This is a genomic window from Streptomyces sp. NBC_00341 (assembly GCF_041435055.1).
GTDB lineage: Bacteria > Actinomycetota > Actinomycetes > Streptomycetales > Streptomycetaceae > Streptomyces.
The window spans coordinates 895737-907700 of record NZ_CP108002.1; the positions used below are offsets into that span (position 1 = coordinate 895737).

The following is an 11964-nucleotide window of genomic DNA, read 5'->3' on the forward strand; positions in this document are numbered from 1 at the left end:
ACACCCCGCGCGATGCCGTGCGCCCCCTGCCCTCCACGGGCCGGGGGCGCACGGCACTTCCGTATCAGCGCCCGGGGTCGTGCTGCCCCCGGTGCTCCGCCGCGATCCCGAACCGGCTTCGTTCGCCGGAAGCGGAAGAGGAGGAGTGGATCGAGGAGACCGAACTGATCACCTGCTCCTGCTCCGCCGTCTCCTCACCCTCAAGTCTCTCCAGGTCAGCGGCCGACACCAGGGCCACGAGCGGCTTGCCGTGCCGCGTCACGACCACTCGCTCACCGCCATAGACGACGCGGTTGATCAGCTCGGCGAGCTCAGCTCGGGCTTGCGTCACCGGAATCTCATAGGCCATGCTCCACATCGTAACTTCTGTACGTCCTGTACATTTTTTACGGAAGCGTGCGCGGCGCCCCCATGGGCCCCGCACGCCCGGAGGAGAGGTCCCGCGCCATGCACCGCCCCGCCGCCCGATACGTACTGCCCGAGTTCACCGAGCGCACGTCCCAGGGGACCCGCACGCTCGATCCGTACTCCAAGCTGCTGGCCGAACGGGTCATCTTCCTGGGCACCCCGGTCGACGACACCGCCGCCACCGATCTGGTCGCACAGTTCATGTACCTGGAGCACGACGCACCCGACCGGCCCATCCAGCTCTACATCAACTCCCCCGGCGGCTCGTTCGGGGCCATGACGGCGGTGTACGACACGATGGCCTTCCTGGCCTGCGAGGTGGAGACCTTCTGCCTCGGCCAGGCGGGCGCCGGCGCGGCCGTACTGCTGGCCGCCGGAGCACCCGGCCGACGGCACGCGCTGCCCGGCGCACGGGTCGTGATGCAGCAGCCCGAACTCTCCGAGCCGGTGCAGGGGCAGCCGTCCGACCTGGAGATCGAGGCGCGGGAACTGGCCAGGATGCGGGAGACGCTGACGGGCATGCTGGCCCGTCACACCGGCCGCTCCGCCGAGCAGATCAGCGACGACACCGAGCGCGACCTCATTCTCGACGCCGAGGGCGCCAGGGCCTACGGGCTGATCGACCACATCGTGCAGAACCGCGGGCCCGCGCTACCGCCCGCCGCGAGGTGAACCCGCGATGCGGCCACCCGAGTTCCCGCCGCTGCCCGCCCTGACCCGCGCGGAGGGCGAGTTCATCGACCGGTATCTGGAAGTCGTCGACCAGCTGGGCCGGATCAACCCGGCCCGCGCCGACGACACCTACGGGGCCCTGCGCGCCGCGCAGGCGCTCGCCTCGCACGCCGCGGCGCTGCGGGACGCGCTCGCGTTGATGCACGAGCGGGGTGAAAGGCGGATCCACTCCGCCACGTTGACTCGGGCGTTACGGGTGCTGGACGGTGAGCGCCGCGCCGGGCGGCTCACCGTGCCACCCGCCCCGCCGAGTTGATCAACTCCCTTGCGCCGACACGCCCGACGGGCGGACCGATTTATCTCGCTCGTTCGGCGTAGGTGTTACCTCGCAGGAGGGACAGCCCAACTTGCGCTTTCGAGGTGGGCCATGGGTGAAATCTCCCGTTCCACCCCTGGTACGGCAGCGGAAGGAGAGGTGCCGCAACTCCCCGTAAGGCCCCCTGTCCACCCGAACGGGTCAGTCGTGATGAGCCTCACATATCACCGTTTCACCTCGGAAATCCGGCGTTCGGTGAGTCAAGATCCCTGGGACGACAAGCCCCCGCCACCGCGGCGGGGCGGTCCGGGCGGACGCCGAGTCCTGCCGCTGCCCGGATGCCTGGTCGACAGGAGTGGATCGGCAGGAGTGGAGGACCCGAGCACAACGGGCCGACCGGACCCCCGGTCGTCCCTCGGGGTGAAGCCGCCACGTGCGGCCGGGCGACTTCGCCAGCCCGAACCCGACAGGTCATCCTTCACAGGCGGCTGACGAAGGGTTGCGCATGACTGCGCAGGTTCATGTCCCGTCTCTCCTCACCCGGGCCACGACGGCCTCGGTTCTGACTCTCGCCGCCGTCGGCGGCACGCTGTTCGTCCCCGGCGCCGTGACCGACGCCCAGGCCGCGACTCATTCGATGAAGGCGCTCAACATCGCCGCGTCGAAGAAGGGATCGCCGTACCGGTGGGGCGCCACCGGCCCCAGCCGTTTCGACTGTTCGGGTCTGACGCTCTATTCGTTCAAGAAGGCGGGCAAGAAGCTCCCGCGCACGGCCCAGCAGCAGTACAACAAGACCCGCCACATCTCGGCCTCGAAGCGGCAGCGTGGCGATCTGGTCTTCTTCCACTCCGGCCGCAGCGTCTTCCACGTGGGCATCTACGCGGGCAGCGGCAAGATCTGGCACTCGCCGAAGACCGGTGCCGTGGTGCGGCTGGAGAAGATCTGGACGAAGAGCGTCTACTACGGCCGGGTCAGCTGACGCCACCCCGCTCCGGACGCGCACCCCGACCCCGCATCAGTGCAGCAGGGTACCGGTCACCAGCACCGCGCCCAGCACGGTGAGTGCCGCGCCGCTGCCGCCCTCGATCGCGCGGGCGGTGCGCGGCCGACGCAGCCACCGGCCCAGCCGGTCCACCAGGAGCGCCACGGCCGGGAACCAGATCAGTGCGAGCAGCACGACGATCGCGGCGAGCAGCAGCGTCCGGGGCAGCGGGGCGGCCCCGGCCGGGACGAACTGCGGAAGAAGGCTGAGGAAGAGCACCGGCGCCTTGGGGTTCAGCGCGTTGGTCAGGAAGCCCTGGCGCAGTGCGCGCCGGGTCCCGTTCGTGGCGTGCGCGCCACCGTCCTGGCCGGCCGCGGCTTCGGCGGCCCCCGACTGGCCGGGGCGGCGCCGGGCCGCACGCAGCGCGCTGATGCCCAGGTAGAGCACGTACGCCCCGCCCAGGAGCTGGACCGTGCGGAACAGCACCGGCACCGCCACCAGCACGGCGGCCAGCCCCGCGACGGCGAGCGCGGTGTGTACGAGCAGGCCCCCGGCCACGCCGAGCGCGGTCGCCACCCCCGCGGACCGCGAGGCGAGAGCGTTGCGTACGACGACGGTGAAGTCCGCTCCGGGGAGCGCGACCATGACGGCGGCGACTCCGAGGAAGGCGGTCAGTTGGGCGTCCATGGCTCCACCCTGGACCCGAACGGCCTTTAGCATGTACTTGCAATCTTGTGGGTCTGCCAAAAGGAATGCTTAATGTACGACCCGACACGGCTGGCGGCGTTGGTGGCGGTCGCGGAGGCCGGTTCGATCACCCGGGCCGCCGCACGGCTGGGCTATACCGCTCCCGCGCTCTCCCAGCAGCTCGCCAAGCTGGAGCGGGAGGCCGGCGCCGCGCTGCTGGTCCGGCACCACCGGGGCGCCCGGCTCACCGCCGCGGGCGAGCTGCTCGCGGGCCGGGCCCGGCGGGTGCTGGACGAGATGGACCAGGCGCGCCACGAGCTGGCCCGGCTGGCCGGGCTCTCCGGCGGGCGGCTGCGGGTCGGCACCTTCACCACGGCCGGCATCCATCTGCTGCCTCCGGTGCTGAGCGCCTTCCGCCGGGCGCATCCGGATGTGGAGCTGGTCGTCACGGATTACGAGCCGCCCGGCGGGGTGGCGGCCGTGGCCTCCGGCGAGGTCGACCTCGCGCTGACGCACGCGTACGAGCCGGCCGCCACGGCGCCGCTCCCCTCGGGCGTCAGCGCCGAGCCCCTGCTGGTCGAGGAGCTGGTACTGATCACCGCCGTCGGTCAGGTGCTGGCCGACGGCAGCGGGCGGCTGCCGGTGACGGACCTCGCTGGCCGGCCGCTGATCAGCAGCGCGCCCACGCATCCGCCGCGGCGCGGGGTGGAGAACGCGCTGGCCGAGGCGGGCGCCCTGCCCGCGGTGGTCTGCGAGTCGCCCGGCTACGCACTGGTGTGCGCCCTGGTCAGCGCGGGCATCGGGATCGCGGTGGTGCCCGAGATGGTCGCGGCGATGTCACCGACGCCGCTTTCGGTGCGGAGGCTGGAGCCGGCCGCGTTCCGGCGGACCATCTCCGTGGTGCACCGCGGTGACCGGTCGAGCGCCGCCGCGGCGACCCTGCGGGCCCTGCTGCGCAGCGGATTCAGCCGGTCCGCCGCGCCGCAGTGACCGCGGGGCCCGCGTGCGGTCAGCTCTGGACGGGGACGCTCCAGGGGAGCGCGATCCAGACGGTCTTACCGCCCTCTGCGGTCGGTGTGACGGTCAGCCGGCCACCGTACTCCTTGGCCAGCGAGCGGATGATCACCATGCCGCGTCCGTTGTCCTGCTGGACGGCGGCGGGCAGCCGCTGGGGCCAGCGCGGGTGACTGTCCGTCACCCCGAGGTGCAGCTGTTCCTCGCGCTCCAGACGGAGGTCCACGGTGAAGGTGGGCGACTGGCCGAACGTGTGCTGGACGGCGTTGGTGGTGAGCTCGGAGACGATGAGCCGGACGGTGTCGGCGGCTTCGCTCCCGTCCGGCAGTCCCCATTCGGCCAAAACCCGGGCCACGTACCTGCGGGCCGCGGAGACCGAAACCGGCTCGCTCGGCAGCGTGACGCTCGCCTCTTGATGGTCCGCCATGGCCGGCCGCCCCTTTCCCGCCCGGAACCGACCCGCGATCGGTCCGTGCTGTGCTTCGCGCCAGATTGCCATTGATGCTGCCCTCTGTGACGGCGATCCACCAAGATATGCATATATCTGTCGCTCAAAGCGGTGAACTCTTCGCTGGATACCGTGCGGGAGCGGCACACTGTCCGCTCGGCACGCAGTGGCCGGCAGGACTGGGAGGGGAGCCACCACATGCAGCACGGCCCCGCGGTGCGACGCCGCAAGCTCGGGGAGGAGTTGCGGAGTCTGCGCCACACATCCGGACTCACCAGCCGGGAGGCCGCGCAACTGCTCGGCTGGCACCAGTCGAAGGTGAGCCGGATCGAGACGGGTGTCAGCGGGGTGCGGCCGGCGGACGTCAGCCGGCTGCTGGACGCGTACGCCGTGGACGACCCTCAGTTGCGGGAGGTCCTGGAGGCACTCGCGGGCTCCGCGGGTGGGGGCGGCGCGGGCTGGTGGCACGCCTATCGCGGGCTCATCCCGCCCCAGTACCGCGACTTCATCAGTCTGGAGTCACAGGCGCGCACCGCCCGCACCCTGGAAACCTCGGTGGTGCCGGGCCTGTTGCAGACCGCCGACTACGCACGCGCGGTGACCCGGGCCTCGCTCGACGGACTGCCGGCCGGCCAGTTGGACTCGCTGGTCGAGGTGCGGCTGGCCCGGCAGGGGGTGCTCAGGAGCGATCCGCCGCTGAGGCTGAGCGCGGTGCTCGACGAGGCGGTGCTGAGGCGCGCGGTGGGCGGCCCGCGGGTCATGCGGGAGCAGCTGCGCCACCTCACCCGGCTGGCCCGGCTCCCGCATGTGAACCTCCAGTTGCTGCCCTTCTCGGTGGGCGGCTATGTCGGCCTCACCGGACCTTTCGTAATCTTCTCGTTTCCGAGCACTTCTGATCTGGATGTGGTCGTTCTTGACCACTTGACGAGTAGCCTCTATCTGGAGCGGAAAGAAGACCTCGAGGCGTACAGCTCGGCCTTCCGCACTCTGCAGGCGCACGCGCTGTCGCCGGAGCACTCGTTGGACCTGATCGCCACGATCGACCGCGGCGGTCAGTAACTACGGACTGCCCGAGGGGGGCGTCATGTCGGATTGCCTCGCACAGCACGCGTTACGGTGGCGGCGCAGCAGCCGCAGCACGGGAATGAACAACTGCGTGGAAACCGCGCCGTTCGGCGGCAGACGGCTGGCCGTGCGCGACTCCAAGGATGTGTCCAGGCCACCGCTGCAGTTCTCGGCCGCGGCCTGGACCTCCTTCGTCGCCGGTCTGAGCCCCGGCCCGGTCCGCTGACGCGACGCGGCGGACCGGTCGACGGCGCCGGACGACGCAGGTGTCGTCTCAGGCGCCCGGAGCGGTCCGCCGCACGATCGTGACCGCGGTCGCGATCTGCTCGTCCGTCAGATCGGCGCGTGCGGTCAGCCGCAGCCGGGAGATGCCGTCCGGTACCGAGGGTGGCCGGAAGCACCCCACCGCCATACCGGCCGCACGGCAGTCGGCCGCCCAGCGGACCGCCGCGTCGGCCGAGGGCGCCCGCACCGAGACGACGGCCGCGTCCGGGCGTACGGCGGTCAGACCGGCCGCGGTCAACTGGTCGTACAGCGCGGTGGCGACCGTACGGGCCCGGCCGGCCCGTTCCGGTTCGCGGCGCAGCAGCCGCAGGCTGCCGAGTGCGGCGCCGGCGGCGGCCGGGGCGAGACCGGTGTCGAAGATGAACGTGCGGGCGGTGTTGACCAAGTGGTCGATGACGCGGGCGGGGCCGAGGACCGCGCCGCCCTGGCTGCCCAGCGACTTGGAGAGGGTCAGCGTGGCCACGACGCCCTCCGCGCCCGCCAGGCCCGCGGCCGCCGACGCACCGCGCCCGCCCTCTCCGAGAACCCCCAGACCGTGCGCGTCGTCGACGAGCAGCGCGGCGTCCTCGTCGCGGCAGGCCTCGGCCAGTGCGCCCAGCGGAGCGGCGTCGCCGTCGACGGAGAAGACCGAGTCGGTGACCGCCAACGCCCGGCCGTCGTGCGCGTGCAGGGTCTTGCGCACCGCGTCGGGGTCGGCGTGCGGCACGACGGCGGTCTCGGCCCGGGAGAGCCGGCAGCCGTCGACGATCGAGGCGTGGTTGCCCGCGTCCGACACGATCAGGGCGCCCCGTCCGGTGAGGGCGGTGAGGGCGGCGAGGTTGGCCGCGTAGCCCGAGGACAGGACGAGGGCCGCCTCGAAACCGCAGAAGTCGGCCAGTTCCTGTTCGAGCTCGGCGTGCAGCACGGTTGAACCGGTCACCAGGCGCGATCCGGTGGCCCCCGCACCCCAGCGGCGCGCGGCATCGGCCGCTGCCCCGGTCACCTCCGGGTGTCTGGTCAGCCCGAGGTAGTCGTTGCTGGCGAGGTCCAGCAGTTCCGGTTCCGCGGGCCGGGGACGGAGCGTCCGGACCAGTCCGGCGTCCGCACGGCGGCGGGCCTCGTCGTCTATCCAGTCGAACGGGGCGAAGGGCATGGGCAGTCCCTTTTGTAGGCAACTCACAGACCTTAACCGGGGGCGAAGCCGGACAGGGTGTGGCCATGCACACACCCTGATGCCTCTCTGTTGTCCGGTTCTTCCTTGGCTCGGAGGCGTGCCGTGCGTCAGGATCATCGCCATGGACCTCCTGAACACGCTGGCGGAGAAGGGGCTGCGGCGCGAGCTGCCGACCCGTGAAGAAGCGCTCGCCGTACTGGCCACCCCGGACGACGATCTGCTCGACGTGGTGGCCGCGGCCGGAAAGGTACGCCGCCAGTGGTTCGGGCGGCGCGTGAAGCTCAACTATCTGGTCAATCTGAAGTCGGGGCTCTGCCCGGAGGACTGCTCGTACTGCTCGCAGCGCCTCGGCTCCAAGGCCGAGATCCTCAAGTACACCTGGCTGAAGCCCGACGAGGCGTCCAAGGCGGCTGCCGCCGGGGTGGCGGGCGGCGCCAAGCGGGTCTGCCTGGTGGCCAGCGGCCGGGGTCCGACCGACCGGGACGTCGACCGGGTCTCGCAGACCATCGAGGCGATCAAAGAACAGAACGAGGGCGTCGAGGTCTGTGCCTGCCTCGGCCTGCTCTCCGACGGCCAGGCCGGCCGGCTGCGCTCTGCGGGGGCCGACGCGTACAACCACAACCTCAACACGTCCGAGGGGACGTACGGGGCGATCACGACCACCCACACCTACGCCGACCGGGTGGAGACGGTGCACCAGGCCCAGGCGGCCGGGCTCTCCGCCTGTTCGGGGCTGATCGCCGGAATGGGTGAGAGCGACTCCGATCTGGTCGACGTCGTCTTCGCGCTGCGTGAGCTCGACCCCGACTCGGTGCCGGTCAACTTCCTGATCCCGTTCGAGGGGACCCCGCTCGCCAAGGAGTGGAACCTGACTCCGCAGCGCTGCCTGCGGATTCTGGCGATGGTGCGCTTCGTCTGCCCGGATGTCGAGGTACGGCTCGCCGGCGGGCGCGAGGTGCATCTGCGTTCGATGCAGCCACTCGCCCTGCACCTGGTCAACTCGATCTTCCTGGGCGACTATCTGACGAGCGAGGGCCAGGCCGGACAGACCGACCTCGACATGATCGCGGACGCCGGTTTCGAGGTCGAGGGAGCGGGCACGACCACGCTCCCCCGGCACCGCGCGGACGCGGTCGGCGGCTGCGCCGCGCACTCCGAGGGGGGCGGTCCGCAGTCGGAAGGGTGCGGTTCGCACTCCGGCGGCTGTGCGCCGTGCGGCGACGGCCCCGGGGCCGAGGCGGATGCCGCCGAAGCCGCGGAGGTCCCGGCGGCACGCACGGATCTGGTGTCGGTCCGCCGTCGCGGCGCGGGAACGGACCTCGCGCCCAATGCCTGAGCCGCTCTCCCCCGCCGGTCTGCGCGCCCTGGACCGGGCCCACGTCTGGCACCCCTACGGCCCGATGCCGGGCCGGCAGGAGCCGCTGGTCGTGGAGTCCGCGTCCGGGGTACGGCTCCGGCTCGCCGAACCGGCCCACGGGCAGCACGAGCTGGTGGACGGCATGTCGTCCTGGTGGTCGGCGGTGCACGGCTACAACCATCCGGTGCTCAACGAGGCGGCCCGCGGGCAGCTGGACCGGATGAGCCATGTGATGTTCGGCGGGCTCACCCATGAGCCCGCCGTGCGGCTCGCGACCCGGCTGGTCGAGATCACCCCGGAGCCGCTGCGGCACGTGTTCCTCGCCGACTCGGGCTCGGTCTCGGTCGAGGTCGCCGTGAAGATGTGCCTGCAGTACTGGCGTTCGGCCGGCCGGCCCGCGAAGCAGCGGCTGCTGACCTGGCGCGGCGGGTACCACGGGGACACCTGGCAGCCCATGTCGGTGTGCGACCCCGAGGGCGGCATGCACGAACTGTGGTCGGGGGCGCTGCCGCGCCAGGTCTTCGCCGACGAGCCCCCGGCCGGTTTCGACGCGGAGCCCGACGCCGCGTACGCGACGCATCTTCGGGAACTGATCGCGCACCACGCCGATGAGCTGGCCGCGGTGATCGTGGAACCGGTGGTCCAGGGTGCGGGCGGGATGCGGTTCCACTCGCCGGGCTATCTGCGCGTGCTGCGCGAGGCGTGCGACGCCAACGGTGTGCTGCTGGTGTTCGACGAGATCGCCACCGGATTCGGCCGGACGGGGAAGCTCTTCGCCGCTGAACACGCCGGGGTCTCCCCCGATGTGATGTGCGTGGGCAAGGCCCTGACCGGCGGTTACCTGACGATGGCCGCGACACTGTGCACGAGCGAGGTGGCCGAGGGCATCTCGCGCGGCGAGGTGCCGGTGCTCGCCCACGGCCCGACGTTCATGGGCAATCCGCTGGCCTCCGCGGTCGCCTGCGCCTCCATCGAGCTGCTGCTCGGCCAGGACTGGGAACAGGAGGTCAAACGGATCGAAGCGGGTCTGCGCGACGGACTGTCCGCCGCCTTTGACCTGCCCGGGGTCCGGGACGTGCGGGTGCTCGGCGCCATCGGTGTCGTCCAGCTCGACCACGAGGTGGACATGGCGGCCGCGACCGAGGCAGCGGTGCGCGAGGGCGTGTGGCTGCGGCCGTTCCGCGATCTCGTCTACACCATGCCGCCGTACGTGACCGGCGACGACGATGTGGCACGGATCTGCCGCGCGGTGTGCGCGGCGGCGCGGGAGGGCTGAGATGAGCGTTCTGGTAGTGACGGGTACGGGCACGGAGATCGGCAAGACGATCGTGACCGCTGCTGTGGCGGCGGCCTCCGCAGGACGCCGGGTGGCCGTGCTCAAACCGGCCCAGACGGGGCTGGCACCCGGTGAGCCGGGTGACGTCGCCGAGGTCGTACGACTGGCGGGCGGCCATGTGACGGCCCTCGAACTGGCCCGATTCCCCGAACCGTTGGCGCCCGCCACCGCCGCCAGACGGGCCGGCCTCCCGCCGGTGCGCCCGTACGAGGTGGCGGAGGCGGCCGAGAAGCTGGCGGCCGAGCACGATCTCGTCCTGGTCGAGGGCGCGGGCGGGCTGCTCGTACGTTTCGACGACGACGGGGCCACCCTGGCGGACGCGGCCCGGCTGCTTTCCGCACCGGTCCTGGTGGTGGCGCCCGCCGGGCTCGGCACGCTCAACTCCACGGCGCTGACCGCGGAGGCCCTGCACGCCCGCGGACTCGACTGCCTCGGGGTGGTGGTCGGCAGCATGCCCGCGGAGCCGGATCTGGCGGAGCGCTGCAATCTCACGGATCTCCCCGTGGCCGCGGGGGCACCCCTGCTCGGCGTGATCCCGGCGGGTGCGGGGGCGCTGCCACCCGCCGAATTCCGTGCCCGGGCCGGCAGCTGGCTGGCCGCCGGACTGGGCGGGGTCCGTCCGCCGGGCTGACGGCCGCGTCCTGCTCCGCCTGCGGCCGTCAGCCCGGCGGGCCCGGGTGGCCCGGTGCAGAATCGGGGTAACGGGGGCAACTCGGAGGAGGTCCGTCATGCGGTTGCGGAGCGCGAAGACGCACCGGGACGCGGTGCACCATCCCGTCTTCGCCCGCTATTACGCCCGGGTGAGCGTGGCCGCGGAGACCACCGCAGGCATCGCGCCGGTGCGCGCGGAACTGCTGTCCGGTCTCTCCGGTCAGGTCATCGAGATCGGGGCGGGCAACGGCCTCAACTTCGCCCACTACCCGCCCACGGTCCGCGAGGTGGTGGCGATCGAACCGGAGGCCACCCTGCGGCGGCTGGCGGTACGGTCCGCGCTCGGGGCCGGCGTTCCGGTGGATGTCATGCCTGGCACGGCGGAGTCGCTGCCGGTACGGGACGGGGCGTTCGACGCCGCCGTCGTCTCGCTGGTGCTGTGCACCGTGCGGGATGTGCGGCGGTCGCTCGCGGAGATCAGGCGGGTCCTGCGACCGGGCGGTGAGCTGCGCTTCTTCGAACACGTGCGGGCCGACAGCAGGGGTATGGCCGCCACTCAGCGGGTCCTGGACCGGACCGTGTGGCCGCTGCTCACCGGCGGTTGCCACACCTCGCGTGACGCGACGGCCGCGATCGAGGCGGCCGGATTCGTGGTGGAGGCGCGCCGGGACATCCGGATTCCCGAGAGCGGTGTCCGCCTCCCCACCTCGGCCTGCGTGGTCGGGGTGGCACGACGACCCTAAGGCCTGTGCCACGCGGTGCACGGACCGGGCCGGGGCGCACGGCTCCACGCTCCGGCCCTACGTGTGGTCCGTCAGAGGACAGCGACCGCTCACAGGCTCCACTGGCGCAGTTCGTCGGCGATCGCGCGGACGTCCGCCTTGCCCTCCTTGACCAGCAGTGCCAGATCGCGCACCTGCTCGGGCGAGGTGATGACCTTCAGGCCCGACGCGACGAGATAGGCGTAGGCCACGGCGGAGGCGAACATCGCGTTGGACCGTTCGAGCGCGGGCACGTGCAGCAGGAGCTGGAGCAGTGACGCGGCTCTGGAGTGCGGGTCGCTGTAGACGGGGCTGCCGAAGATCTCCGCCTCGTGGCGGGCGACGGCGGCGACGAGCGCACCCCAGTCGGTGACCTGCGGGTCGCCGGGCGTCTTGTGCTCCGCGACCATGAGCAGCCAGGAAAGATGGATCCGGAGATTCAACGGGTGCCTTTGCGCTCCGGGCCGAACTCCTCGGCGAACACCGATTCGTACTGCTTCATGAAGTCGGCGGCTGCTTCGACGAAGGTGTGTCCGACCTCGCCCGCATCCTGTTTGACGAGCTCCTCTATGTAACGGTTCACGCTCATCCCCCTCTGGAGCGCGCGCTGTCGCGCGGCCTCGGCGGTGGCCTCGTCCACTCGTACGTTCAGCTGAGTCTTGGGCACCCCATCACGCTAGCGCGGGATCGCTAGCATCGGCAAGGGGAACCGGCTCGCAGGGTGCATCTGCGCAGGCCGTCGGGCCCGTCCCGGCCGCCGGGCCGGCACAGGCGTGGGCGCCCCGGCGCGCCTACGGTCGGAAGATAACCGACGGATACCCCACCCGAC

The 11964-nt window shown here is 71.8% G+C and carries 16 protein-coding genes and 1 riboswitch; of the genes, 10 read left to right on the forward strand and 6 right to left on the reverse strand.

The window, feature by feature from the left end; translation table 11 throughout:
• Positions 1–64: 64 nt before the first annotated feature.
• The gene (locus OG892_RS03945) at positions 65–349 is read right to left on the reverse strand and encodes a type II toxin-antitoxin system Phd/YefM family antitoxin (protein ID WP_073736319.1); all 285 of its coding nucleotides are present in this window, start codon (positions 347–349) and stop codon (positions 65–67) included.
• Between the two features lie 98 nt (positions 350–447).
• On the opposite strand from OG892_RS03945, the gene OG892_RS03950 reads away from it, so the two are divergent.
• From OG892_RS03950 to OG892_RS03960, 3 genes are all read left to right on the forward strand, one after another.
• Complete coding sequence (locus OG892_RS03950) at positions 448–1080, forward strand: ATP-dependent Clp protease proteolytic subunit (RefSeq protein WP_328867902.1); 633 nt, start codon at positions 448–450, stop codon at positions 1078–1080.
• A gap of 7 nt (positions 1081–1087) precedes the next feature.
• On the forward strand, positions 1088–1396 hold the full coding sequence (locus OG892_RS03955; RefSeq protein ID WP_328867901.1) for a hypothetical protein: 309 nt from the start codon (positions 1088–1090) through the stop codon (positions 1394–1396).
• A 305-nt stretch (positions 1397–1701) separates the two neighbouring features.
• Positions 1702–1898, forward strand: a riboswitch (cyclic di-AMP (ydaO/yuaA leader).
• Between the two features lie 3 nt (positions 1899–1901).
• Complete coding sequence (locus OG892_RS03960; RefSeq protein ID WP_073736208.1) at positions 1902–2375, forward strand: C40 family peptidase; 474 nt, start codon at positions 1902–1904, stop codon at positions 2373–2375.
• A gap of 36 nt (positions 2376–2411) precedes the next feature.
• On the opposite strand, the gene OG892_RS03965 is transcribed toward OG892_RS03960, so the two are convergent.
• Entirely contained in the window at positions 2412–3065 is a 654-nt protein-coding gene (locus tag OG892_RS03965; protein ID WP_327335602.1) for a LysE family translocator, read from the reverse strand.
• 72 nt (positions 3066–3137) lie between these two features.
• Here OG892_RS03965 and OG892_RS03970 point away from each other — a divergent pair, with 72 nt between their 5' ends.
• A complete protein-coding gene (locus OG892_RS03970; RefSeq protein ID WP_073736210.1) occupies positions 3138–4055 on the forward strand; it encodes a LysR family transcriptional regulator in 918 nt (305 codons plus the stop codon).
• Positions 4056–4074: 19 nt separating this feature from the next.
• Here OG892_RS03970 and OG892_RS03975 read toward each other — a convergent pair whose 3' ends face one another.
• Positions 4075–4506, reverse strand: a complete 432-nt coding sequence (locus tag OG892_RS03975) for an ATP-binding protein (protein WP_327335603.1) — start codon at positions 4504–4506, stop codon at positions 4075–4077.
• Positions 4507–4725: 219 nt separating this feature from the next.
• On the opposite strand from OG892_RS03975, the gene OG892_RS03980 reads away from it, so the two are divergent.
• Together OG892_RS03980 and OG892_RS03985 are read left to right on the forward strand one after the other, a co-directional pair.
• Positions 4726–5586 (forward strand): helix-turn-helix transcriptional regulator, encoded by an 861-nt coding sequence (locus tag OG892_RS03980; RefSeq protein WP_073736212.1) that lies wholly within the window; start codon positions 4726–4728, stop codon positions 5584–5586.
• 25 nt (positions 5587–5611) lie between these two features.
• Entirely contained in the window at positions 5612–5818 is a 207-nt protein-coding gene (locus tag OG892_RS03985; protein ID WP_371628465.1) for a DUF397 domain-containing protein, read from the forward strand.
• Between the two features lie 48 nt (positions 5819–5866).
• Here the strand turns inward: OG892_RS03985 and OG892_RS03990 are convergent, their stop codons facing one another.
• A complete protein-coding gene (locus OG892_RS03990; RefSeq protein ID WP_371628466.1) occupies positions 5867–7009 on the reverse strand; it encodes an 8-amino-7-oxononanoate synthase in 1143 nt (380 codons plus the stop codon).
• 142 nt (positions 7010–7151) lie between these two features.
• On the opposite strand from OG892_RS03990, the gene bioB reads away from it, so the two are divergent.
• The 4 genes from bioB (at position 7152) to OG892_RS04010 (ending at position 11117) form a co-directional block, all read left to right on the forward strand.
• Positions 7152–8366: a biotin synthase BioB gene (gene bioB / locus OG892_RS03995; protein WP_073736215.1), complete on the forward strand. Its 1215-nt coding sequence runs from the start codon at positions 7152–7154 to the stop codon at positions 8364–8366.
• Positions 8359–9663: an adenosylmethionine--8-amino-7-oxononanoate transaminase gene (locus OG892_RS04000; RefSeq protein ID WP_073736216.1), complete on the forward strand. Its 1305-nt coding sequence runs from the start codon at positions 8359–8361 to the stop codon at positions 9661–9663. The genes bioB and OG892_RS04000 overlap by 8 nt, the downstream gene beginning before the upstream one ends.
• A gap of 1 nt (position 9664) precedes the next feature.
• The gene (gene bioD / locus OG892_RS04005) at positions 9665–10354 is read left to right on the forward strand and encodes a dethiobiotin synthase (protein WP_073736217.1); all 690 of its coding nucleotides are present in this window, start codon (positions 9665–9667) and stop codon (positions 10352–10354) included.
• A gap of 97 nt (positions 10355–10451) precedes the next feature.
• The gene (locus tag OG892_RS04010; RefSeq protein ID WP_073736218.1) at positions 10452–11117 is read left to right on the forward strand and encodes a class I SAM-dependent methyltransferase; all 666 of its coding nucleotides are present in this window, start codon (positions 10452–10454) and stop codon (positions 11115–11117) included.
• Positions 11118–11206: 89 nt separating this feature from the next.
• Here the strand turns inward: OG892_RS04010 and OG892_RS04015 are convergent, their stop codons facing one another.
• Positions 11207–11578: a hypothetical protein gene (locus tag OG892_RS04015; protein ID WP_024493430.1), complete on the reverse strand. Its 372-nt coding sequence runs from the start codon at positions 11576–11578 to the stop codon at positions 11207–11209.
• The gene (locus tag OG892_RS04020) at positions 11575–11802 is read right to left on the reverse strand and encodes a hypothetical protein (protein WP_030921856.1); all 228 of its coding nucleotides are present in this window, start codon (positions 11800–11802) and stop codon (positions 11575–11577) included. Before OG892_RS04020 ends, OG892_RS04015 begins: the two co-directional genes overlap by 4 nt.
• Between the last annotated feature and the right edge of the window lie 162 nt (positions 11803–11964).

Bases quoted from the DNA above. Each gene is read 5' to 3' on its own strand.
- OG892_RS04000 (WP_073736216.1), top strand. From the start codon at position 8,359: ATGCCTGAGCCGCTCTCCCCCGCCGGTCTGCGCGCCCTGGACCGGGCC.
- OG892_RS03960 (WP_073736208.1), top strand. From the start codon at position 1,902: ATGACTGCGCAGGTTCATGTCCCGTCTCTCCTCACCCGGGCCACGACG.
- OG892_RS03990 (WP_371628466.1), bottom strand. From the start codon at position 7,009: ATGCCCTTCGCCCCGTTCGACTGGATAGACGACGAGGCCCGCCGCCGT.
- OG892_RS03980 (WP_073736212.1), top strand. From the start codon at position 4,726: ATGCAGCACGGCCCCGCGGTGCGACGCCGCAAGCTCGGGGAGGAGTTG.
- OG892_RS03955 (WP_328867901.1), top strand. From the start codon at position 1,088: ATGCGGCCACCCGAGTTCCCGCCGCTGCCCGCCCTGACCCGCGCGGAG.
- bioB (WP_073736215.1), top strand. From the start codon at position 7,152: ATGGACCTCCTGAACACGCTGGCGGAGAAGGGGCTGCGGCGCGAGCTG.
- OG892_RS03950 (WP_328867902.1), top strand. From the start codon at position 448: ATGCACCGCCCCGCCGCCCGATACGTACTGCCCGAGTTCACCGAGCGC.
- OG892_RS04010 (WP_073736218.1), top strand. From the start codon at position 10,452: ATGCGGTTGCGGAGCGCGAAGACGCACCGGGACGCGGTGCACCATCCC.
- OG892_RS03965 (WP_327335602.1), bottom strand. From the start codon at position 3,065: ATGGACGCCCAACTGACCGCCTTCCTCGGAGTCGCCGCCGTCATGGTC.
- OG892_RS03975 (WP_327335603.1), bottom strand. From the start codon at position 4,506: ATGGCGGACCATCAAGAGGCGAGCGTCACGCTGCCGAGCGAGCCGGTT.
- OG892_RS03945 (WP_073736319.1), bottom strand. From the start codon at position 349: ATGGCCTATGAGATTCCGGTGACGCAAGCCCGAGCTGAGCTCGCCGAG.
- bioD (WP_073736217.1), top strand. From the start codon at position 9,665: ATGAGCGTTCTGGTAGTGACGGGTACGGGCACGGAGATCGGCAAGACG.
- OG892_RS03970 (WP_073736210.1), top strand. From the start codon at position 3,138: ATGTACGACCCGACACGGCTGGCGGCGTTGGTGGCGGTCGCGGAGGCC.
- OG892_RS03985 (WP_371628465.1), top strand. From the start codon at position 5,612: ATGTCGGATTGCCTCGCACAGCACGCGTTACGGTGGCGGCGCAGCAGC.